The sequence below is a fragment of the Sinorhizobium sp. B11 genome (assembly GCA_039725955.1).
Lineage (GTDB): Bacteria > Pseudomonadota > Alphaproteobacteria > Rhizobiales > Rhizobiaceae > Rhizobium.
In genome coordinates, this window is record CP091034.1 from 611,258 (window position 1) to 633,091 (window position 21,834).

At 59.3% G+C, this 21,834-nt stretch carries 22 protein-coding genes; 21 read left to right on the forward strand and 1 reads right to left on the reverse strand.

Annotated elements, in window-relative coordinates:
• The first annotated feature begins 3 nt into the window (after positions 1–3).
• The 9 genes from flgC to fliP are packed head-to-tail and all read left to right on the forward strand — an operon-like array spanning position 4 to position 5,685.
• Positions 4–423: a flagellar basal body rod protein FlgC gene (gene flgC / locus LVY75_12790; GenBank protein XAZ24095.1), complete on the forward strand. Its 420-nt coding sequence runs from the start codon at positions 4–6 to the stop codon at positions 421–423.
• Positions 423–764 (forward strand): flagellar hook-basal body complex protein FliE, encoded by a 342-nt coding sequence (gene fliE / locus LVY75_12795; GenBank protein XAZ24096.1) that lies wholly within the window; start codon positions 423–425, stop codon positions 762–764. The genes flgC and fliE overlap by 1 nt, the downstream gene beginning before the upstream one ends.
• 19 nt (positions 765–783) lie before the next feature.
• Positions 784–1,572 carry a flagellar basal-body rod protein FlgG gene (gene flgG, locus LVY75_12800; GenBank protein ID XAZ24097.1) on the forward strand — a complete coding sequence of 263 codons (789 nt, stop codon included), beginning with the start codon at positions 784–786 and terminating at the stop codon, positions 1,570–1,572.
• A 16-nt stretch (positions 1,573–1,588) separates the two neighbouring features.
• Entirely contained in the window at positions 1,589–2,071 is a 483-nt protein-coding gene (gene flgA, locus LVY75_12805) for a flagellar basal body P-ring formation protein FlgA (protein ID XAZ24098.1), read from the forward strand.
• A complete protein-coding gene (locus LVY75_12810) occupies positions 2,068–3,189 on the forward strand; it encodes a flagellar basal body P-ring protein FlgI (protein ID XAZ24099.1) in 1,122 nt (373 codons plus the stop codon). Before flgA ends, LVY75_12810 begins: the two co-directional genes overlap by 4 nt.
• Entirely contained in the window at positions 3,186–3,725 is a 540-nt protein-coding gene (locus tag LVY75_12815; protein XAZ24100.1) for a MotE family protein, read from the forward strand. The genes LVY75_12810 and LVY75_12815 overlap by 4 nt, the downstream gene beginning before the upstream one ends.
• Complete coding sequence (locus LVY75_12820; GenBank protein XAZ24101.1) at positions 3,722–4,435, forward strand: flagellar basal body L-ring protein FlgH; 714 nt, start codon at positions 3,722–3,724, stop codon at positions 4,433–4,435. Before LVY75_12815 ends, LVY75_12820 begins: the two co-directional genes overlap by 4 nt.
• 12 nt (positions 4,436–4,447) lie before the next feature.
• The gene (locus LVY75_12825; GenBank protein ID XAZ24102.1) at positions 4,448–4,951 is read left to right on the forward strand and encodes a flagellar basal body-associated FliL family protein; all 504 of its coding nucleotides are present in this window, start codon (positions 4,448–4,450) and stop codon (positions 4,949–4,951) included.
• Positions 4,948–5,685 (forward strand): flagellar type III secretion system pore protein FliP, encoded by a 738-nt coding sequence (gene fliP, locus LVY75_12830; GenBank protein ID XAZ24103.1) that lies wholly within the window; start codon positions 4,948–4,950, stop codon positions 5,683–5,685. Before LVY75_12825 ends, fliP begins: the two co-directional genes overlap by 4 nt.
• Positions 5,686–5,789: 104 nt before the next feature.
• Here fliP and LVY75_12835 read toward each other — a convergent pair whose 3' ends face one another.
• The gene (locus LVY75_12835; protein XAZ24104.1) at positions 5,790–7,709 is read right to left on the reverse strand and encodes a glycosyl transferase; all 1,920 of its coding nucleotides are present in this window, start codon (positions 7,707–7,709) and stop codon (positions 5,790–5,792) included.
• Between the two features lie 402 nt (positions 7,710–8,111).
• On the opposite strand from LVY75_12835, the gene LVY75_12840 reads away from it, so the two are divergent.
• The 12 genes from LVY75_12840 (at position 8,112) to flgK (ending at position 21,832) form a co-directional block, all read left to right on the forward strand.
• Complete coding sequence (locus LVY75_12840; protein ID XAZ24105.1) at positions 8,112–9,017, forward strand: flagellin; 906 nt, start codon at positions 8,112–8,114, stop codon at positions 9,015–9,017.
• A 280-nt stretch (positions 9,018–9,297) separates the two neighbouring features.
• Positions 9,298–10,206 carry a flagellin gene (locus tag LVY75_12845; GenBank protein XAZ24106.1) on the forward strand — a complete coding sequence of 303 codons (909 nt, stop codon included), beginning with the start codon at positions 9,298–9,300 and terminating at the stop codon, positions 10,204–10,206.
• A gap of 254 nt (positions 10,207–10,460) precedes the next feature.
• Positions 10,461–11,369, forward strand: a complete 909-nt coding sequence (locus LVY75_12850) for a flagellin (protein XAZ24107.1) — start codon at positions 10,461–10,463, stop codon at positions 11,367–11,369.
• A gap of 288 nt (positions 11,370–11,657) precedes the next feature.
• Entirely contained in the window at positions 11,658–12,611 is a 954-nt protein-coding gene (locus LVY75_12855) for a flagellin (GenBank protein XAZ24108.1), read from the forward strand.
• A 194-nt stretch (positions 12,612–12,805) separates the two neighbouring features.
• A complete protein-coding gene (locus LVY75_12860; GenBank protein ID XAZ24109.1) occupies positions 12,806–13,444 on the forward strand; it encodes a hypothetical protein in 639 nt (212 codons plus the stop codon).
• The gene (locus LVY75_12865; GenBank protein XAZ24110.1) at positions 13,441–14,721 is read left to right on the forward strand and encodes a MotB family protein; all 1,281 of its coding nucleotides are present in this window, start codon (positions 13,441–13,443) and stop codon (positions 14,719–14,721) included. Before LVY75_12860 ends, LVY75_12865 begins: the two co-directional genes overlap by 4 nt.
• A gap of 4 nt (positions 14,722–14,725) precedes the next feature.
• Complete coding sequence (locus tag LVY75_12870; GenBank protein XAZ24111.1) at positions 14,726–16,024, forward strand: chemotaxis protein; 1,299 nt, start codon at positions 14,726–14,728, stop codon at positions 16,022–16,024.
• Between the two features lie 4 nt (positions 16,025–16,028).
• A complete protein-coding gene (locus LVY75_12875) occupies positions 16,029–17,471 on the forward strand; it encodes a flagellar hook-length control protein FliK (GenBank protein ID XAZ25710.1) in 1,443 nt (480 codons plus the stop codon).
• Complete coding sequence (locus tag LVY75_12880; GenBank protein XAZ25711.1) at positions 17,413–17,976, forward strand: lytic transglycosylase domain-containing protein; 564 nt, start codon at positions 17,413–17,415, stop codon at positions 17,974–17,976. The genes LVY75_12875 and LVY75_12880 overlap by 59 nt, the downstream gene beginning before the upstream one ends.
• Before the next feature lie 280 nt (positions 17,977–18,256).
• A complete protein-coding gene (locus LVY75_12885) occupies positions 18,257–18,928 on the forward strand; it encodes a winged helix-turn-helix domain-containing protein (protein XAZ24112.1) in 672 nt (223 codons plus the stop codon).
• Positions 18,929–19,055: 127 nt separating this feature from the next.
• Complete coding sequence (locus tag LVY75_12890) at positions 19,056–20,357, forward strand: flagellar hook protein FlgE (GenBank protein ID XAZ24113.1); 1,302 nt, start codon at positions 19,056–19,058, stop codon at positions 20,355–20,357.
• A 20-nt stretch (positions 20,358–20,377) separates the two neighbouring features.
• On the forward strand, positions 20,378–21,832 hold the full coding sequence (gene flgK, locus LVY75_12895; GenBank protein XAZ24114.1) for a flagellar hook-associated protein FlgK: 1,455 nt from the start codon (positions 20,378–20,380) through the stop codon (positions 21,830–21,832).
• Positions 21,833–21,834: the final 2 nt, after the last annotated feature.

Genomic DNA, 21,834 nt, shown 5'->3' on the forward strand with positions numbered 1-21,834 from the left:
CGGATGGATCCGCTTTCAGCAGCAATGAAAATCGCAGGCTCCGGGCTCGAATCGCAGTCGACACGTCTGCGTATCGTCTCGGAAAACATCGCCAACGCCCGTTCGACCGGCGACACGCCGGGTGCCGATCCCTATCGCCGCAAGACGATCACCTTCGGCCAGCAGCTCGATCGCACCAGCGGCGTCGAGACTGTCAACGTCAAGAAGATCGGGACCGACGAAGGCGATTTCACCAAGGAATACGACCCGAGCAACCCTGCTGCGGATGACAAGGGCATCGTCAAGATGCCGAACGTCAATATCCTCATCGAGATGGCCGACATGCGTGAAGCCAACCGCTCGTATGACGCCAATCTGCAGACGATCAAGCAGACTCGCGACCTTATCTCCTCGACGATCGATCTCCTGAAGAGCGGACAATAATGATCAGCAGCGTACAGAATGTCAGCAATCTTTCGATGACCCGCGCCCTCGGCGCCATCGATACCGAAAATTCTGCCTCCTCCGCGACTGCGGCCTCGTCTGCTGCGGCTGGTGCATCCGGCGGCCTGAGCTTTGCTTCCGTCATGGGCAACATGGCGACCCAAGCCGTCAGCAGCCTGAAGGGTGCGGAAAACATGTCCTTCGCCGGCATCAAGGGCACGGCTTCCACGCGCGAAGTCGTCGATTCGATGCTGCAGGCGGAGCAGACCCTTCAGACTGCAATCGCCATTCGCGACAAGGTCGTTTCGGCCTTCCTCGAAGTCACCAAGATGCAGATGTAACTGATTTGAGGACGAACACATGAGAGCGCTCGCCATCGCAGCAACGGGCATGGATGCCCAGCAGACCAACCTGGAAGTCATCGCGAACAACATCGCGAACATCAATACGACCGGTTTCAAGCGCGCCCGCGCAGAATTCACCGACCTTCTCTACCAGACGGAGCGCGCCAAGGGTGTCGCCAACCGCGCCAACCAGGCCATCGTGCCGGAAGGTGCCAATATCGGCCTCGGCGTTCAGACCTCTGCCGTTCGCAATCTGCATCTCCAGGGTGAGCTGACCCAGACCGGTAACGACCTCGACGTCGCAATCGTCGGTAAGGGTTTCTTCCAGATCCAGTCGACCGATGGCACGACGCTTTATTCCCGCGCCGGTGCGCTGAACAAGAACGACCAGGGCCAGTTGGTCAACATCGACGGTTATGAGGTCATCCCCGGCATCACCATCCCGCAGGGTTCCACCGAACTGACGATCAGCCGATCCGGCGAAGTGACCGCCAAGCTGCCCGGCCAGACCGATCCGACGACGCTCGGTCAGATCACGCTTGCCGACTTCGTCAACGAGGCCGGCCTGAAGCCGATCGGAGACAACCTCTTCCAGGAAACCCCGGCATCCGGCGATGCCGTCATCGGCAATCCCGATGAAGACAACATGGGCTACCTCAAGCAGGGCTACCTGGAATCGTCGAACGTCGACCCGGTGAAAGAAATCACCGAACTGATCTCGGCCCAGCGCGCCTATGAAATGAACTCCAAGGTGATCACCACCGCTGACGAAATGGCATCCATCGTCAGCAAGAACCTGAAGTAAGAGGGAAGGGCCGAACATGATGTTTCGCCGGGCAGGATACGTCCAGGGATGGGTGGCTGCGGCCACGATCGCAATCGCCGGCATGTTCGTGCCGGTCGCAGCGGATGCCGGCATGGGTTATGCCGTCGTCCCGACGACGATCATTTACCCCGGCGACACGATTTCGAACTCTCAGCTTCAGGAAGTCGAGGTCACCAATCCCAACCTCGCCGGAGACTACGCAAAGTCCATTTCCCAGGTCGAGGGGTTCGTTTCCAAGCGCACGCTCCTGCCGGGCCGGACGATTTCGATCTCCGCCCTGCGCGAACCCTATACCGTGACGCGCGGTTCCAACATCCGCCTGGTCTTCCAGCTCGGCCAGATGACCATTTCCGCTGCCGGTTCGCCCCTTGAAGATGGTGCGACCGGCCAGATGATCCGTGCACGCAATATGGACTCCGGCGTCATCGTCAGCGGCACCGTGCTCGCCGATGGTACGGTCCATGTGAGGGCAAAATGAGTTTCTTCTTTCGTATTCTGAGCCTGGTTGCGGTTCTGGCGATGAGCCTGACCGATGTCGCGCCTGCCTGGGCGTTGACGTCCCGCATCAAGGATATTGCCTCGCTGCAGGCCGGCCGTGACAACCAGCTTATCGGTTATGGCCTTATCGTTGGCCTGCAGGGAACAGGCGACGGCTTCCGTGCTTCGCCCTTCACCGAGCAGTCCATGCGCGCGATGCTGCAGAACCTCGGCATTTCCACCCAGGGCAGCCAGTCGAATGCCAAGAATACGGCGGCTGTCATGGTCACTGCCAACCTGCCGCCTTTCGCAAGCCCCGGCAGCCGGATCGACGTGACGGTCAGCTCGCTCGGCGACGCGACGTCGCTGCGCGGCGGTACGCTCGTCATGACGTCGCTCTCAGGCGCCGACGGCCAGATCTATGCCGTCGCTCAGGGTGCAGCAATCGTCAACGGCTTCCAGGCCCAGGGACAGGCGGCGACCGTGACCGAAGGTGTGACGACGGCCGGCCGCGTGCCAGGCGGTGCCATCATCGAACGCGAGCTGCCATCCCGCTTCAAGGATTCGGTCAATCTGGTCCTGCAGCTGCGCAACCCCGACTTCTCCACCGCGATCCGCATCGCCGATATCGTCAATGGTTATGCCAAGGCTCGCTTCGGCGGCCCGGTCGCGGAAGCCAAGGATTCGCAGGAAGTCGTCATCGAGAAGCCGCGTGAGGCAGACCTCACGCGCCTGATGGCCGATATCGAAAATCTCGTGGTCGAAACCGACACGCCGGCCAAGGTGGTCATCAACGAACGCACCGGCACGATCGTCATCGGCTCGGATGTCCGCGTCTCGCCGGTCGCCGTCAGCTATGGGACTTTGACCGTGCAGGTGACCGAAACGCCGCAGATCATCCAGCCGGAGCCGTTCTCTCGCGGCGAGACGGCTGTCCAGCCGCAGACGGATATCCAGGCCCAGAAAACGGGCGGCCGGGTTGCGATCATCGACGGTCCTGACCTGCGCACCCTCGTTGCCGGTCTCAACAATATCGGCGTCAAACCGGATGGCATCATCGCCATTCTCCAGGGCATCAAGTCTGCAGGCGCCCTGCAAGCGGAGCTTGTGCTGCAATGATCAAGGTCAAGAGCGAGAATCCTGTCGTCCAGCTGTTGCGCCGGCTGTCCTTGCCGGCCGCGGGCCTCGTACTACTTTCCATTCCCGGCGCCTTCGCCCAGGAAGTGGCGCCGGCAGGCGACATCACCTCGACGGACGAGGTCAAGCAGTTCTGCACGAATATCGCCGATCCGGCTCGCGATCAGCGCTATCTCCTGCAGAAGCAGGAGCTCGAAAAGCTGCGCGCCGATATCGACAGCCGCGTTGCCGAAATGGACAGGCGCAAGGCCGAATACCAGGACTGGCTGAAGCGGCGCGATGATTTCCTCAAGCAGGCCGAGGCCGGGCTGACGGACATCTATAAGAAGATGAAGCCGGATGCGGCAGCCCTTCAGCTGCAGGACGTCAAGCCAGAACTGGCCGCAGCCGTGATCATGCGGCTTGGGCCGCGCCAATCCAGCCTGATCCTGAACGAGATGGATTCCACCAAGGCTGCCAACATCGCCAGCATCATCGCAAGTGCATCTGATCCCAATACCTCGAAGGATCCTTCATGAATAAGCGTTTACCGGCTGTGATCGCCGCTGTTGCCCTCCTTGCTGGCTGCCAATCCACGGCAGTCAACGAGATCGGCCGCGCGCCTTCCATGAGCCCGATCGGCAGCGGTCTTGCCTATGGCCAAACGCCGCAGATGGCGCTTTATCCGAAGCAACCGCGCGCGGTTGCGCAGGGCTATTCGCTGTGGAGCGATTCGCAGGCCGCGCTCTTCAAGGACGCGCGCGCGCTCAACGTCGGCGATATCCTGACGGTCGATATCCAGATCAACGACAAGGGCTCCTTCGACAACGAGACCAACCGCAGCCGCAAGAATTCAAGCGGGATGAACTGGGACGTCAACGCGCAGGTCTTCGGCTGGACGCCACAGTCCAAGACGGATCTGACTTACGGTTCCGACACGAGCACGGACGGCAAGGGCAAGATCGAGCGCACCGACAAGCTCAACCTGTTGGTGGCGGCGGTCGTTACCGGCATCCTCGAAAACGGCAACCTGGTCATCAGCGGCTCGCAGGAAGTGCGCCTGAATCAGGAACTGCGCATCCTCAACGTCGCCGGTATCGTACGTCCGCAGGACGTCAATTCCGACAACCAGATCTCGTATGACAAGATCGCCGAAGCCCGCATTTCCTACGGTGGCCGCGGCCGCCTGATGGAAGTGCAGCAGCCGCCGCGCGGCCAGCAGGCCGTCGATCTCTTCTCGCCGCTTTGAGGCTGAACCAAAATGGCAGACAACGAAACGGACGAAGGCAAAAAGAAGAAGTCGGGCACGGTGATGACGATCATCGGCATTGCCGTCCTGACGCTTGTCGGCGCCGGCGGCGGCTGGGCGGTCGGCAACATGGTAGCGCCGAACATCCGCAGCGCCACCGAGGCCGAACAGGCGAAGGAGGCCGAGGCCAAGAAGAAGGCCGAGGGCGGCCTTCCGAAAATCGCCACGGAAGCCAACAACATCGTCGTGCTGGACCCGGTCACCTCGAACCTGGCTTACCCCTCGGAAAACTGGATCCGACTCGAGGTGGCGCTGATGTTCAACGGGCCGCCGGATGTCAAGGTCGCCGAGGATATTCACCAGGATATCCTCGCTTATATCAGGACCATTTCCCTTCAGCAGATCGAAGGGCCGCGGGGCTTTCAATATCTCAAGGATGACATCCAGGAACGTGTTGACCTTCGCTCTCAAGGGCGCGTATCGAAGGTCATGTTCAGGACCTTTGTCATCGAATGATTCGACTCATAGTTTTCCTTGCCGCCATGATGGCGGTGCCGGAACTGGCGGTAGCACAGCAGCTTCCGACTGATCTGTTGAATATCCCCGTCGACGGCTCTGCCGCCGCCTGGATCATCAGGACATTTGGCCTTCTGACCGTGCTTTCGGTCGCGCCGGGCATCCTCATCATGGTGACGAGCTTCCCGCGCTTCATCATCGCCTTTTCGATCCTGCGTACGGGCATGGGCCTGTCTTCGACCCCGTCGAACATGATCCTTCTCTCGCTCTCGCTGTTCATGACCTTCTACGTCATGTCGCCCACGTTCGATAAGGCCTGGCAGGACGGCGTCCAGCCGCTGCTTGCAAACCAGATCGATGAATCAACGGCGGTTCAACGCATCGCCGAACCGTTCCGCACGTTCATGTCTGCCAATACGCGTGACAAGGATCTCGCGCTCTTTGCCGACCTAGCCCGCGAGCGCGGCCAGAATATCCAGACGACAGACCCGATCGACTACCGCATCCTGCTGCCTGCCTTCATGATCTCGGAGATTCGGCGCGGTTTCGAAATCGGCTTCCTCATCGTCCTGCCCTTCCTCGTCATCGATCTGATCGTTGCGACGATCACCATGGCCATGGGTATGATGATGCTGCCGCCGACCTCGATCTCGCTGCCATTCAAGATTCTCTTCTTCGTGCTGATCGACGGCTGGAACCTTCTGGTCGGAAGTCTGGTGCGCTCCTTCAGCTGACGGGCAAGGTCAGGCTCCCAGTCAGTTTGCCGCATTCCCTTTCTCACAAACACGAAGCCCGCCGGATCGCTCCGGCGGGCTTCGTGTTTGTAATGACGACGGCTTCAGTCGTTCGAGCCGAAAGGCTCGGTGCGCGACGGTAGGGCGGGAACGTCGATGTGGTCAGGGGTGAGGCCGTTTTTCCGCCGCTCGATGATCAGCTCGTAGCCGCGCTCGAGATGATGGCAGAAACGTTCCGCATCGAAGAGCGGCGCGATATAGCGCTTGTCCTTCAGATGGTTCTTGTAGCCCGCGACACGTTCCGGATTGAGCGCGAGCTCGACGGCGAGATCCTCGTAGGCACCGAGATCGTCGGCGACGAGTTCCGGCAGATCGATTGCCCTCAACAGGCTTTCGCTGACGCGTGAGGCGAAGTTCGTGCCCTTCATCGTCAGAACAGGAAGACCGCCCCAGAGCTGTTCCGAAGTGGTCGTGTGTCCATTGACAGGGAATGTATCGATGCCGAGATCGGCCGCCTGCTGACGGCTGATATGCACTTCATAGGGCGCACGCGGGCAGAAGATGATCCGTTTCGCCGAGATACCATTGGCCTGGAAGCGCGCCAGCAGATTGTCCTTGTTGCGGGACGTATTTGCCATCAGCCAGAGCACGCTGTCGGGCGCACGCTTGAGGATCCTGGACCAGCTGTCGACGACCTCGGAGGTGATCTTTCGGTTGCCGTTGAACGAGGCGAAAATGAAGGCATCTTCCGGGAGGCCCAGCTCTGCCCGCGTGACAGGCTGCGGCCGCGGGCGGTTTGCCGGATCGTTCGGCTGGTAGCTTTCCGGCATGCGCAGGAATTTCTCGTGATAGAAAGGCTTGGCGACGTCAGGCAGCACCGAGTGGTCGCCAATGACGTAGTCGAGGTCGATATTGACCGTGCTGCCGGGGAAGCCCAGCCAGGCGACCTGGATCGGCGCCAGCGGCTGATTGAAGGACGACGCGCGGCTTCCCGAGGTGTGGCCCTTGAGGTCGACCATGATGTCGATGTTCTCGGCGCGAACGGCATTCAGGACAGCGGCGTCCGACAGGCCGTATGTATTGACGATCTTGCCCCAGCGGCTGCGATCGGCGACGTTCTTCTCCAGAAACTCGGGCTGGGTGTGATCGAAGAGCGTGATTTCGAACCGGTTGCGATCATGAAGCTCGAGAACCCGCTGCAGCAGCTTCATCGTCGCGTGACCGTCCCACAAGTCCGAGGACATGTAGCCGATGCGGATCTTGTCGGACCAGGTATGCGGCAGACCGCGTCGATAACCCACGCGCACGGGGTCTAGCGGCTGCGTGCCGATCGTCGCATAGCGATTGAAATCCTCGTCGCCGCACCAATGCAGATGATAGAACGGATTGTCCTTCCTCAGCGTATCGATGTCGCCCTTGGCAAGGGCAGCGTCGATAGGCGCCTGATGTTTGTTCGCCTCATCGAATTCGTTGAATTCGCGCACGCAGACGAGATACAGAAAACGGAAGGCGAGGTTGCCCGGGAAGCGCCGGAAGAGGTTGCGGGCGAGCTGCTGGTTCGTCTCGTCCATGAGGTCGTCGTTGAGCAGCAGCGCGGCAAGGCGCATATGATCCGGGTTCATGCTCTCGGACAGGATTTTCTTGAACGGGCGCAGCAGATCCCGCCGCTGCCGGCGTACATAGATTGTCGAGATAATGAATGCGAGTTCGGCATCTTCCTGAGCCTTGCCGAGATTGCGCATCGCGATCAGCAGGGCGTCGTCGTCGTTGCCGGCTTCCAGGTGGAGTTTGGCGGCAGTCTTCAGGAATTCGAACCCGCCTTGCCCGGCGCAGTCGGCTGCGAGGCCATAGGCCTTGGCTGCATCGGACTTGAAGCCCAGTTGCAACAGGTTCTTGGCCAGGAGGGCGTAGGTCTTGGCGTCCTTCTGAGTGTCGATGAGCTGGTTGAGCGTCGCCAGAGATTGTGTATAGCGGCCCGCCTGATAGTCGCGGGATGCCGCCGAGAACGAAACTTTGCTGTTCAAAACCTAACTCCGTGAGGAAATGTTCCGGCATGAAATGGTGATCGACGGGCGCGCAATCGGACCGTCCCGCTAAAAGCAGGTTGCCCGACGATACTATCCCGGCTTCTGCCATACTGGCATTCGAAGCTTGCTTGAAACCGGTGCAGTCGCACACCCGCTTTCCGGGAAAGCTGCTTCCTGGAAGACAAATTCAAGTAACATTAACCATGGAATTGAAGCGACTTGGCCGACCCCTCGGCTTTTAAGAAGTTGGCAAGTATTGGCTGCGAGATTGCCCTCGACATGACGGGTTTGGGCCAAGAGATAAAGGCACCGAGTGGCATGAAGCTGGTCCGTCATCGCCGGTATTTATAGTCCGGTATGTCCTCCTTTTTGTATCTAGTTTTTCTAGGGGACACACTTATGACGAGCATTAACACGAACACTTCCGCCCAGGCCGCTCTCCAGACGCTGCGTAACGTCAACCAGGGCCTCAACACCACGCAGAACCACGTTTCGACGGGTTACCGCGTTGGCAAGGCTTCCGACAACGCTGCTTACTGGTCGATCGCAACGACCATGCGTTCGGACAACAAGGCTCTCGGCGCTGTTTCGGACGCCCTCGGCCTCGGTGCTGCAAAGGTTGACACTGCCTATACCGCCATGGACAGCGCTATCGACGTCGTCGGCGAAATCAAGGCCAAGATCGTTGCCGCTACCGAAAACGGCGTCGACAAGAAGAAGGTTCAGGAAGAAATCGACCAGCTGCAGGACCAGCTGGTAAGCATCGCTCAGTCGGCTTCCTTCTCCGGTGAAAACTGGGTTGCTGGCGCCAGCGGCACGAAGAGCGTTGTTTCTTCCTTCGTTCGCGATGGCTCGAACGGCGTATCCGTCAAGATGACCGATTACGTCCTGGACAACAGCTCGGTCGGCAACGTCATGTTCGGCATGACCAACGGTCAGGTCGAAACCTCCACGGGTATCCTCGGCACCTCCTACGGCCCGACCGGCTCGGTCTACGGCCTCGACATCACCAGCATGACCCTCGGCGACCTCGGCAACGCTCTGACGACCGTTGAAAACGCTCTGAAGGCCATGACCTCTGCCGGTGCAAAGCTCGGTTCGATCTCCACCCGCATCAACATGCAGGACGATTTCGTCAACTCGCTCAGCAAGTCGCTCGACTCCGGTATCGGTCGCCTCGTCGACGCCAACATGGAAGAAGAGTCCTCCAGGCTCTCTGCTCTCCAGACGCAGCAGCAGCTCGCGATCCAGTCTCTCTCGATCGCCAACTCTTCTTCGCAGAACATCCTGTCGCTCTTCCGCTAAGAGCGGTCCAGCAACATCGCCAAAAACGTCGAGGCCGGGTAACCCCCGGCCTCGAATGTTTTAATTTTCGGTTAATGAAAACCTTTCTAACTATCAGATATTTTTACGAAATTCCATTTTTGAATTTAGTTTTCTTTAACCATCTTGGTGTTTTCTAAGCCCATCGAAACGGCGAGTTAACCCTGACGAGAATGGTTAACAGGCATGAAGCTGATCGCTGTGGGCCGGCCCAAATCCGGAATGTCCCTTCTTCAAATCTGCCAAAAGGGGCAAGAAAACTATGACCAGCATCAACACCAATAACGCAGCAATGGCTGCTCTCCAGACGCTGCGCGGCATCAACCAGGGCCTCAACACGACGCAGAACCACGTTTCCTCTGGTTACCGTATCGCCAAGGCTTCCGACAACGCTGCTTACTGGTCGATCGCAACGACCATGCGTTCGGACAATAAGGCGCTCTCGGCTGTTTCCGACGCCCTCGGCCTCGGCGCTGCAAAGGTTGACACTGCCTACACCGCCATGGACAGCGCTATCGACGTCGTCGGCGAAATCAAGGCCAAGATCGTTGCCGCTACCGAAAACGGCGTCGACAAGAAGAAGGTTCAGGAAGAAATCGACCAGCTGCAGGACCAGCTGGTAAGCATCGCTCAGTCGGCTTCCTTCTCCGGTGAAAACTGGGTTGCTGGCGCCAGCGGCACGAAGAGCGTTGTTTCTTCCTTCGTTCGCGATGGCTCGAACGGCGTATCCGTCAAGATGACCGATTACGTCCTGGACAACAGCTCGGTCGGCAACGTCATGTTCGGCATGACCAACGGTCAGGTCGAAACCTCCACGGGTATCCTCGGCACCTCCTACGGCCCGACCGGCTCGGTCTACGGCCTCGACATCACCAGCATGACCCTCGGCGACCTCGGCACGGCTCTGACGACCGTTGAAAACGCTCTGAAGGCCATGACCTCTGCCGGTGCAAAGCTCGGTTCGATCTCCACCCGCATCACCATGCAGGACGATTTCGTCAACTCGCTCTCCGACTCGATCGACTCCGGTGTTGGCCGCCTCGTCGACGCCAACATGGAAGAAGAGTCCTCCAAGCTCTCTGCTCTCCAGACGCAGCAGCAGCTCGCGATCCAGTCTCTCTCGATCGCCAACTCTTCTTCGCAGAACATCCTGTCGCTCTTCCGCGGCTAATAGGATCTCGAAATATAACCCGTCGGGTAACCGGCGGGTCCTATCGAAATCGAGCCGCGCTTCGATGGAGCGCGGCTTTTTTTAATTTCCGTTAACGATTGATTAACCATATTGCTATTTTCTGCGTCTCAACGAGACGACGAGTTAACCAAATTTAAGAACGGGTTAACAGGCATGAAGGCTGATCGTCGTTCCCGGGCGCTATTCCCGAATGTCCCTTTTATTAATGTCTGCCAACAAGGGGCAATCATTTCATGACCAGCATTTTGACCAACGTCGCGGCCATGGCCGCTCTCCAGACACTCCGCGGCATCAGCAATAATCTTCAGGATACTCAAAATCGCGTATCTTCCGGCTATCGCGTTGAAAAGGCAGCAGACAACGCAGCTTATTGGTCCATCGCAACGACCATGCGTTCGGACAACAAGGCTCTTTCCGCAGTCTCCGACGCTCTCGGTCTCGGCGCTGCAAAGGTCGACACGGCCTACACGGCCATGGACAACGCCATCGACGTCGTCAGCGAAATCAAGTCCAAGATCGTCGCGGCAACTGAAAAGGGTGTCGACAAGACCAAGATCCAGGAAGAAATCAGCCAGCTCCAGGCTCAGCTCATGAGCATCTCCCAGTCGGCTTCCTTCTCCGGTGAAAACTGGGTTGCCGGCAACACGACCAAGAGCGTCGTTTCCACCTTCGTCCGCGACGGCAACGGCAATGTCTCGGTCAAGACGACCGATTATGTCCTGGACTCGTCTTCCAACGGCAACGTCCTGTTCGGCATGACCACGACGGGCACAATCGACTCGAGCACCGGCATTATCGGTACCTCCAACGGTACGATCGGCTCGATCTACACCATGAACATCACCTCCTTCGGTCAGCCGGAAATCGCCATGGCGCTGACGGCAATCGAAGCAGGCCTGGAGGCAATGACGAAGGCAGCCTCTCAGCTTGGCTCCATCTCCAACCGTATCGAGCTGCAGGAGAACTTCGTCGCGGCCCTCGGCGACTCGATCGACTCGGGTGTCGGCCGCCTCGTCGACGCCGACATGGAAGAGGAATCGAGCAGGCTGACGGCGCTGCAGACGCAACAACAGCTGGCGATCCAGTCGCTTTCGATCGCAAATTCCAGCGCTCAGAACGTCCTCACGCTCTTCCGCAGCTAAGGCGGCGGCTGAAGCTGGACCAAACCTTGTGCCGCCGTTTCGCGGCAGCCTGGAAACCGCGCCAAAACGGCGCGGTTTTCGTTTTTTTTCAATGGCTTGTGGGATCTTCGGCGACGCTGCTTTATTCCCGTTTCCGCTCTTGCGGAAGTGGTTGATATCAGGTTAACGTTGCCGGGAGTTGATTTGTTTTGCGACACACCGGCGTGGGGGACCCGCCGGCGGCATGATGCCATTTCAGTCGCTGCCGGCAAACCGGCCTGATCCCTTCACCTTTCCGAGACCATGTCGATGACCGTCAAGATTACCAACGCGGCCGCGGTGAGTGCGCTTGCAGTGCTGCGCAGCATCAATAAAGAATCAAGCGACGTACAGCAGCAGATTTCCACGGCAAAACGGGTCGCGACCGCGTCCGACGATGCGACCTATTGGTCGATCGCGAGCGTCATGCGCGGCGACAGCACCAATCTCGGCACCATCGGCGATGCGCTCGGCCTCGGCGCGGCGAAGGTCGATTCGACCTATACGGCGATGAACTCCGCCATCGATCTTCTCGGCGATCTCAGAGCCAAGCTGGTTGCCGCGCGTGAGCCAGGCGCCGACAAGGACAAGATCAATGCGGAAATCACGGAATACAAGAACCAGCTTCAGACGATGGTGGAGGGAACGGCCTTCGCCGGCGAAAACTGGCTGTTGAACGGCGAGCCTGCGGCGCCCCCGCAATGGAAGATCATCGGCAGCTTCGTACGCGCCCCGACCGGCGAGTATCAGGCCCAGACCGTCGACTTTCCGTCATCCCAGACCATCCTGATCGACAAGACTAATGCCAGTGGCGGCCTGTTTACCAAGGATGTCAACGGCAATGTCGATGGCACGCCGGTGCGCAACTACTATCTCCTGAATGCGAACTCCGGGACGCCGGCGACGGGCACGGCAATCTCGATCAGCAAGTCGACGACCGACTCGCAGCTCATGGATATGCTGACGGCTACGGACTCCATGCTCAAGCAGCTCACGAATTCGGCGGCAGGGATTGGTATCATGAAGGCTCGCATCGACGACCAGATCGACTACACCGCCGACCTGTCCGACGCTATCGACAAGAGTGTCGGTGCCCTCGTCGACACCGATATGGACGAGGCTTCGACCCGCCAGAAGGCGATTGAAACTCAGAAGCAGATGGCAGTTGAAGCGATCTCCATCCTCAATACGTCCGCCAGCAAAATTCTGATCCTGCTCGAATAACGATCGGCGCGAGGGCGGTACCATTCATCCTCGCGCAAGTTTGGGTTTCTAGTTTCCGGCATGAAGGCAGCGTCCGAATCCATGCCGGCAACAGGCCCCAGGCCTCTTCCGAACCGGAACGGCATGCCGGCAAGGACATGGTCATTTTCAAGCGGGGGCATGCCGCGTGCATCCCGAATACTGGACGGTTTTTTATGAGCATTATGCTTTCCCGGTATTTGAAGGATTTCGGTGAGCCGAGTCCCTCGGCACCGATCATCGATGTAGATGATTTCGCGACCGAAACCGCCTCCGCGTTTGCGGAATTGCCGCAGGAGCCGGAGGTCGACGTCGAGGCAGAGCGGCGCGAGGCCTTTTCCGAGGGCTTCGCGGCAGCCACTGCGGACCTGACCGAAAAATACGAAAGCGAGGCCCGGGCCGCCGCCGAGGCGCATGCCGGTGAGATCGAGGAACTGAGGCTTCGCTACGAAATCGAAGCGGCTGCGGTGATCGCCTCCCGCATCCGCGACATGGCCGAAGAGATTGCTACGCTCGTCAGCGAAGTGACCGCGGCGGCAATCGCACCTGTGATGACCGAGGCGCTCGCGAAGAAAGCTGCCGAAAATCTTGCCGTTCTGCTGCGCGAGGCGATCCTCGACGGTGCGGCGGTGCCGGTCGTCGTGCGCGGTCCGGCCAAGCTTTTCGATATCCTCAAGGATGAACTCGGAGAACATGCCGCCTTGGTCCGCCATCATGAGGCTGATGACATCGACCTTGCTGCCGAGATCGGCGAGACCGTACTCGTGACCCGTATTTCCGCCTGGGCGGCTAGCTTGAAGAAAGTTTCCGAATGAGCGACGGCGAAAACCATCACCACGGAAAGAACGAGATCATCATCGTCAAGAAACATGGCGGTGGAGATCATGACGGCGCTCACGGCGGTGCGTGGAAAATCGCCTATGCCGACTTCATGACGGCAATGATGGCCTTCTTCCTGGTGATGTGGCTCGTCAACGCCGCCAACGAGGAAACCAAGGCCTCGATCGCGACCTATTTCAATCCGATCAAACTGTCGGATGAAAAGCCGACGGAAAAGGGTCTGAAGAAGCCGGTCGACCAGGCTGAAGGCGAGCAGAACCAGGAAAAGTCGAAGGAAAAGGAAGAGAATCCGAACCAGGGCAAGTCTGCCGCCGACGGCGACGATCAGACCTCGACCTCCGGCGACAAGACCAATTACTCGGAAGCCGATTTCTTCGAGAACCCCTATTCGGTTCTTGCCGAGATTGCCCAGGAAGTTGGCCAGCAGGCAAACGTCAGCGCCAAGGGCGATGGCGGTGCGGCGGATTCGGGTCCGGCGACCGGCGCCGATGGCGGCGAGGCTTACCGCGACCCCTTCGATCCGGATTTCTGGACCAAGCAGGTCGAAGTTACGACCGCCGGCAAACCACAGCAGCCTTCGCCGCTCGATTCTAAGGCCGAACCGAATGAGTTCGCCAAGGCCGAAAATGCCCAGCCTTCCACCCTGCTGAGCAAGGACCCCAACAGCGCTGCCGTCGCCGCTTCGACAGAGAAGCAGGCCGACAAGAAGGCGGATAAGACCAAGGACAAGCAGGCGGACAAGACCAAGGACGCCGACAAGAAGGAAGAGGCGAAGCAAGCCGAAGAAAAGCAGCAGGCCGAGGAACTGCAGCAGGAGATTGCCCAGCAGATCTCCGGTGTTGCCGGCAAGCTCGCCGAGGGCCTGACGGTGACGGCGTCCGAGGGCGGCCTGCTGGTGAGCATTTCCGACCAGAACGACGATTCCATGTTCAATATCGGCTCTGCTGTGCCGCGCCAGGAGATGGTCCTCGCCATGCAGAAGATCGGTGCGATCCTGAAGCAGAGGGGCGGAGCCGTTGCCATCCGCGGCCATACGGACGGGCGGCCGTTCAAGGGCGATCTCAACGAGAACTGGCGCCTTTCGATGGACCGTGCCCAGAGCGCTTATTACATGCTCGTTCGCGGCGGCCTCGACGAGAAGCGTATTTCCCAGGTTTCCGGCTTCGCCGACCGCCGCCTGAAACTGCCTGATGACCCCTACAACGCGTCAAACCGCCGGATCGAGATTCTCGTGCAGGCAGATCAAGGATAGTCGCATGACGCGCAGGCAGCATCGCTATTTCAGATATGCGGTCTTCGGCCTGGCGATGATGTCGCCAGCCATCGGCCATGCCGCAGATGCGGACGATCTCGCGCCGTACAAGATGCTGCGCTCGCTGCAGTTCGTTCAGGACTCGGTTGTAACGGGCGATCATTCCGCCGGCGAAATGCAGCGCTTCATGCTTGGCAAGATCGATCAGCGCCTGCGCAATGTCGATCCGTCCGTCTATGATGACGATCGCAACGTCGATGCCGCGCTGATCTATGTAATGAGCGGCGGCAATCCTCAGACGCTGGAATATCTCGTTGCCCATGACGTCAACGGTTACTTCGACAATCGCGTTACCGATGTGTTGCGGAAATATCTGAGCGGCAAGGGCCTTCTTGTCTCCAAGACGCTGGAAGAAACAGCCAAGGAATATGAGGGCAAGAAGATTGGCCCCTATCTGGCGTTGATCGGCGGCAATGTGATGATCGCCACGAAGCCGACGGATGCCCTTGCATTATATGACAAGGCGCGCCTCAACGCACCCGGCACGATCGTGGAAGAGGCGGCGCTGCGCCGCTCGGTCGCCATCTGCGTCGAAACCGGGCAGGTCGACAGGGGGCTTGCCTATTCGCAGCGCTATATCCGCCGCTTCCTCCATTCGCCCTATGCCAGCCAGTTCGCCGATCTCTTCGTGAAGCTGATTGTCAGCCACGATCACGATGTCAAGCCACAGACGGTTGTCGATATCCTCTCCTTCATGGATGCCCCACGCCAGCGCGAGGTCTATCTGCGTGTCGCGCGCGCTGCCGCGATTGCTGGAAAGCCTGATCTCGCCCGTATGGCCGCTCAGCGCGTTCAGTCGCTGGGCGAGGGGACCGACAATCCATTCGGACCGCTCGCCGATTTCTACAACGGCATGGCAAACGTCCCGACCGACGATATTGACCAGGCGGCCAAATATATCGCCAATATCTCCGGCGCATCTCTCTCGCCGCAGGATCAGGCACTGCAGGCAGCTGCTCGCTCCGTTGCCGAGCAGATATTGAGGGCTCCGGATCCGGCAAGCCTGACGCAAGGCTCCACCCCTAATAATACTAATCAAGAAATTACTTCTGAACAGGCTGCAGCCGCCACGGCTGCGCAACCGGAAGGAGCGCATAGCGTCTCCCCGGAACCTGTTGTCGAAGGCGAGGCTTCTGCTGGCACGGGGGGCCAGGATGTCGACCCTTCATTTACCTCTTTCGTGACGACCAATCGATCCAAGCTCGACGAAATCGACGGTCTCCTGGCCCAAGAAGGCAAGTAAGATGATGATGGATTTCAGCGTCTCGGGCGGAGCGCCCGGCACGGATGCGTCTGCGTCCGTAAGATCCGGTCGGGGGGCCGGCAGAGGCGACGCCGCGGATCAGAACGGCGGCTTCTCCGATGTCCTCTCCAAGGCCGGCAACAGCGATCAGGATGCGGATGGCGTCGATAAGTCCGGCCAGCAGGACGCCAGCGATAGCGCCGAGGCCGCGGCGCGGAACTTGCGCGGACGCAATCCGAAGCCGCTGATCGATCTGAATGACGCCTCGCTCCAGGGACAGGTGGACGTGCAGTCCGAAACCATCGCAAACGCCGGCAAGATGCCTGCGAAGTCTGTAAGAGAGAAGGACGCAGCTGTCTTTGGACTGGGCAAGCCGGGCGCCAAGGATGAGGCAGCCGAGACCGTTGCTCAGGCGGGGGGCAAGCCTGCCAAACAGGTCAAGATCGGTGCGCTCGGCGGCGATACCGCTGTCGATACAGGCGCTGACGTAGAGCCCGGCGATGGCGATATCACCGACGTTCTCGGCCTGCTGAAGAAGGAGCCCGGGGACGCCGCGGCTGTCCTGCAGGCTTCGGCTCATCATGCGGCCGCGAAGGCGGACGACGCAACGGCCGGCAAGAAGGACGCCAACGCCGAAGGCGTAAACGGTGCGAAGGCTGGTGCGCACGTGTCGGATGCATTGGCAGCCGTCGCCCCGCATGGCAATGACGCGCGTGTGCCGGGAACGGAGAATGCCGAAGGCACCGAAGGCAAGACGTTCAGGATCAGCCGTGCCGATGGCCGTGGCCAGTCGATGGACATGCATATCGGTACCGAGCAACCCGGCGAGAAGTCGGGAAAGTCGAGCGTCGAAAATGTTTCCGTCCTGGAATCGCGTCGCTATCTCGGCCTGGTTCAGAACCCGAATTCCGCAAACGTGACAGCGGCACTTTCAGGTGACAAGGAATGGGCACAGGCTATGCAGCCGAGCTCTGCTCTGTCGAACGCCGCTGAATGGACAAGCACCGGCAAGGTGGTGAACACCCTCAAGATCCAGATGAGCCCGATCGATCTTGGCCTCGTCACGGCGACGATGCGGCTGTCAGGCGATACGCTGAATGTCGACCTCAAGGTCGAGACCGGCGCGGCCTATCGCCAGCTCAAGGAAGACCACGGCAAGATTCTCGAGGCGCTACGCAGCCAGGGCTATGCGGTCGATAACGTGACCATCAGCATGGCGCCAGTGGATCGGTCCGATGCCGGCAACCAGGCAAACAGCCAGGGACAGACTTCCCAGCAGCAGCAACAGTCGCTCGCCCAGCAAGGCCAGGGCGGCGAGGCGCGCGAGCGCCAGAACCAGACAGCGCGGCAGACGGATGGAGGCTTCAATGGTGCGGGCGGCAACGGTGTTGAGAACGCTTCTGCTATCGACGCTGGCGGCAGCCGCCCTGGTAGCGTTTACCTCTAGCGCATCCGCCTCCACAGGCGCCTGCGAGCGCGAGATCCAGTCTGCGGCAGCCAAATACGGGATCCCCGAGGGGATTCTCTATTCGGTCGGCTTGACGGAAACCGGGCGCAAGGGTTCGCTCTATCCCTATGCGATGAACGTCGAAGGCAAGGCGCTGTTTCCTGCCTCCGAGCAAGCCGCGTTGCGTCAATTCGACACTGCCAGCAGGGACGGCGCGAAGCTAATCGATATCGGATGTATGCAAATCAATCACTATTTCCACGGTGAAAACTTCAGCTCCGTGGAGGATATGTTCGATCCCCACCGCAACGTGGAGTATGCAGCGAAGTTCCTGCGCAATCTTCACGATCGTCATGAGACCTGGACGATGGCGGTAGCCAGATACCACGCGGGGCCGAACAACAATCCGGCGCAGAAGCAATATGTCTGCCGCGTCATCGCAAATCTGGTTGCCACCGGCTATGGCAAGTGGACTCCCAATGCGAGCAATTTCTGCGGAAATTAATTCAATTAATAATTGAATTCACCAATTATGACCGAACTGTGTCACAGTGTGGCAAGAATTCGGCACAAAACCCGCTTGCAAGGCGTAATTAAGCGGACGTTAACTTTTCCACGAAATTTTTGTATGCATAACCTCGTCGACCTACTATATGTAGATCAAATCGGTACCCAAATCTTAATCAATTATTAATTTCCGCCATTAACTTTCACGAGTTGCTGCAGATTCGCGCGATTCGTACCCATAGATCATCGATGTGCCACACTGATTCGGAGGCGGACGAATGATCGTAGTGGTTGATGAGCGTGAGCTCGTGAAGGATGGTTACACTTCTCTCTTTGGTCGTGAGGGCATTCCCTCAACCGGCTTTGATCCCGGTGAATTCGGCGAATGGGTGCAAACGGCGGCTGATTCTGACATCGCCGCGGTCGAGGCATTTCTGATCGGCCAGGGGCAGCGGGCCATGGAATTGCCGCGTGCGATCAGGGATCGCTCGATGGCGCCGGTGATTGCGGTCAGCGATCAACCGTCACTCGAAAACACGCTGGCCCTTTTTGACTGCGGCGTGGACGACGTTGTACGCAAGCCGGTGCATCCGCGTGAGATTCTCGCGCGTGCCGCTGCAATCCGTCGTCGCCTGAAGGCGATCGCAAACCACACCGACATCGGCGCCATCCGCGTCTTCTCCGACGGGCGCGATCCGGAAATCAACGGCGAAACCTTCGCCTTGCCGCGCCGCGAGCGCCGCATCCTCGAATACTTGATTGCCAATCGCGGCCGTCGCGTCACCAAGACCCAGATCTTCAATGCGATCTACGGCATTTTCGATGAGGAAGTCGAAGAAAACGTCGTCGAAAGCCACATCTCCAAGCTACGCAAGAAGCTGCGCAAGAAGCTCGGCGTCGACCCGGTCGATTCCAAGCGCTTCCTTGGCTACTGCATTGATTGGAATTGATTTTTCGGCGCGGGTCGTGCCGCGCGGGAAAGCCGGAATATTTCGGTCGGCGACCCGGCACAACAGACAGCTTCACGCAAGGCCCGCCAAATACTGTTGCACTTAACAGGTAAAACGAGGTTTTCAGATGAGCATTTTCGGCAGCATGAAGACGGCAGTATCGGGGATGAACGCTCAGGCAAACCGCCTCAGCACCGTCTCCGATAACATCGCGAACGTGAACACCAGCGGCTACAAGGCAGTTTCGACCGCGTTTTCGTCGCTGGTCCTGCCGTCGGGCTCCGGTAACTACAACTCGGGCGGCGTGACGACGACGGTTCGCCAGGCTGTCTCCGACCAGGGCGACATTTCCTACACGACCTCCGGTTACGACCTCGCAATTTCCGGCGACGGCTTCTTCATCGTCCAGGGCGGCGATGGTGTTCCCGTCCTGACGCGTGCTGGCGACTTTACGAAGGACGACAGCGGCAACCTCGTCAACTCGGCCGGCTTCACGCTCATGGGCTATCCGTGGGGTTCCTCTGCTCCGGCAGTCGTCGTCAACGGCTTTGACGGCCTCGTTCCGATCAACGTCCTCGGCGACCAGAAGTTGGCGGCCGTTCCGACCTCAAACGGCTCATGGACCGGCAACCTCAAGCCCGGCGCAAAGATTGTTTCGGTCCCGGCCAACCTGCCAAGCGCAAACTCCGCTACGGTGACGTCCGACACACAGAAATACTCGATGGTCACCTACGACAAGCTCGGTAGTAAGGTGATGTACGACATCTACTACACGAAGGTTCCCAATCCCGCATCGCCGCCGGCCGCGGCTGGTACGACCCAGTGGGAAATGGCGGTCTACCGCAATGCCGACAAGGCAACGACAGGCACCAGCTCGTTCCCCTATTCCTCGGCGGCGGTGAATGTCACCTCCATCCAGTTCGATGACAAGGGTCAGATGACTGTCCCGGCGGCCCCGTCGACGACCAATATCGTCGATCCGGTAACCGGCCTCACCATTAATATGAAGCTCGATCTTTCCCAGGTCGGCGACAATTTCTCGGGTACAGGTAACGTCGACGGTCAGGGCGCGAATTCGCCGGTCGATATCACCATTGACTCCGACGGTATCGTCTACTCGAAGTACGATGACGGCAGCACCAAGCCCGTCTTCCAGATCCCGCTCGCCAACGTGCCGAGCCCGGACCTGCTGACGCTGATGTCCGGCAACGTCTATTCGGCCAACGGCAAGTCGGGCGTGACCGTCACCGGTTTCCCGCAGACCAGCGGTTTCGGCAAGATCCAGTCGGGCGCCCTCGAAGGCTCGAACGTCGACCTCGCCGGCGAACTGACCGAAATGATCGAATCCCAGCGCAGCTACACCGCCAACTCAAAGGTGTTCCAGACGGGTTCCGATCTTATGGACGTCCTCGTCAACCTCAAGCGTTAATTCAGGGTAACGGGTAAGCCATGTCGCTCACTTCAGCACTTAACACCGCGCAGAGCATATTCAACAATACGGGCGCGCAGAGCAGCATCGTATCGAACAATATCTCGAACGCCGGCAACAAGGACTATGTGCGCCGGCAGGCGATGCTCACCACCTCGCTGAACGGCGCCCAGGTGGTCAAGATCAGCCGCGCACAGGAAGATGCGCTGCTGAAACAGTATCTCAAGGCGTCCTCGCAGGACAGCGCTCAACAGACCCTGTTGAGCGGCCTTGAAGATCTGAAATCGATCATGGGTGGCAACGACAACGAAACGTCGCCCGAAACGGCCCTGCGCACCTTCCGCGACAAGCTCGGCACGTTCCGCGCCACCCCCGGTGACCTTATTGCTGCCCAGGGTGCGATTACGGCGGCGCAGGACGTCGTAACCTCGCTGAACAATGCCTCCAAGGCAGTGCAGCAGCAGCGTTCCGATGCCGACAAGCAGATCAAGAATCAGGTCGACTCGCTGAACAGCCTGCTGAAGCAGTTCGAAACGGCCAACAATGCCGTCAAGAAGGCGACATCATCGAACGAAGATCCGTCGAGCGCGCTCGATGAGCGCGAAAAGGTCCTCAAGCAGATCAACCAGATCGTTGGCGTGTCTACGGCGACACGCGCCAACAACGACATGGTGCTCTACACAGCCGACGGCACGACGCTGTTCGAGACGATCCCGCGCGCAGTCAGCTTCGAGCCGACGCAGTCCTATGCCGCCGACACAGTCGGCAACAAGGTCTATGTCGACGGCGTGGCCGTCAACATGGGCGCGGGCTCGACGACGAATGCCAAGGGTAGCCTCGCCTCGCTTCTGCAGATCCGCGACGATATCGCACCGACGTTCCAGAGCCAGCTCGACGAAGTCGCTCGCGGCCTCGTGAACCTTTACCAGGAAGACGGCAATCCTGGCCTCTTTGTCTGGACAAACCCGACGACCGGCACCGCAGGCGGGGTTCCGCCGGCTGGCACCGTCATCAAGGGCATCGCCGGAACGATCGCGATCAATGACCGTGTCGTCACCTCCAAGGGCGGCGATCCGATGCGGTTGCGTGACGGCAACATCAATGCAAGCAGCACGGCTGCGAACCCGACGGGTTCGAGCGGTTATACCGCGGAACTCGACCGTCTCTATACGTCGATGGATTCGGGGATTGCATTCGATCCGAGTACCGGTCTGGACACCAATGTCAGCATCCTGACCTTTGCCACCAATTCGATCGGCTGGCTCGAGCAGAACCGCAGCAACGCGACGACGGCGGCGGAAAATACTCAAGCTGCCGCAGCACGAACCGATGAAGCTTATTCCAATGAAACCGGCGTCAACCTCGACGAGGAACTGACGCTCCTTCTCGACATAGAGCAGTCCTACAAGGCGGCGACCAAGATTTTGAACGCCGTTGATGAAATGTTGAAAGCATTGCTGGATATTGCGAGTTAAGC

Coding starts and splice junctions, on each gene's coding strand:
- flgC (XAZ24095.1), top strand. CDS start 4: ATGGATCCGCTTTCAGCAGCAATGAAAATCGCAGGCTCCGGGCTCGAA.
- fliE (XAZ24096.1), top strand. CDS start 423: ATGATCAGCAGCGTACAGAATGTCAGCAATCTTTCGATGACCCGCGCC.
- flgG (XAZ24097.1), top strand. CDS start 784: ATGAGAGCGCTCGCCATCGCAGCAACGGGCATGGATGCCCAGCAGACC.
- flgA (XAZ24098.1), top strand. CDS start 1,589: ATGATGTTTCGCCGGGCAGGATACGTCCAGGGATGGGTGGCTGCGGCC.
- LVY75_12810 (XAZ24099.1), top strand. CDS start 2,068: ATGAGTTTCTTCTTTCGTATTCTGAGCCTGGTTGCGGTTCTGGCGATG.
- LVY75_12815 (XAZ24100.1), top strand. CDS start 3,186: ATGATCAAGGTCAAGAGCGAGAATCCTGTCGTCCAGCTGTTGCGCCGG.
- LVY75_12820 (XAZ24101.1), top strand. CDS start 3,722: ATGAATAAGCGTTTACCGGCTGTGATCGCCGCTGTTGCCCTCCTTGCT.
- LVY75_12825 (XAZ24102.1), top strand. CDS start 4,448: ATGGCAGACAACGAAACGGACGAAGGCAAAAAGAAGAAGTCGGGCACG.
- fliP (XAZ24103.1), top strand. CDS start 4,948: ATGATTCGACTCATAGTTTTCCTTGCCGCCATGATGGCGGTGCCGGAA.
- LVY75_12840 (XAZ24105.1), top strand. CDS start 8,112: ATGACGAGCATTAACACGAACACTTCCGCCCAGGCCGCTCTCCAGACG.
- LVY75_12845 (XAZ24106.1), top strand. CDS start 9,298: ATGACCAGCATCAACACCAATAACGCAGCAATGGCTGCTCTCCAGACG.
- LVY75_12850 (XAZ24107.1), top strand. CDS start 10,461: ATGACCAGCATTTTGACCAACGTCGCGGCCATGGCCGCTCTCCAGACA.
- LVY75_12855 (XAZ24108.1), top strand. CDS start 11,658: ATGACCGTCAAGATTACCAACGCGGCCGCGGTGAGTGCGCTTGCAGTG.
- LVY75_12860 (XAZ24109.1), top strand. CDS start 12,806: ATGAGCATTATGCTTTCCCGGTATTTGAAGGATTTCGGTGAGCCGAGT.
- LVY75_12865 (XAZ24110.1), top strand. CDS start 13,441: ATGAGCGACGGCGAAAACCATCACCACGGAAAGAACGAGATCATCATC.
- LVY75_12870 (XAZ24111.1), top strand. CDS start 14,726: ATGACGCGCAGGCAGCATCGCTATTTCAGATATGCGGTCTTCGGCCTG.
- LVY75_12875 (XAZ25710.1), top strand. CDS start 16,029: ATGATGGATTTCAGCGTCTCGGGCGGAGCGCCCGGCACGGATGCGTCT.
- LVY75_12885 (XAZ24112.1), top strand. CDS start 18,257: ATGATCGTAGTGGTTGATGAGCGTGAGCTCGTGAAGGATGGTTACACT.
- LVY75_12890 (XAZ24113.1), top strand. CDS start 19,056: ATGAGCATTTTCGGCAGCATGAAGACGGCAGTATCGGGGATGAACGCT.
- flgK (XAZ24114.1), top strand. CDS start 20,378: ATGTCGCTCACTTCAGCACTTAACACCGCGCAGAGCATATTCAACAAT.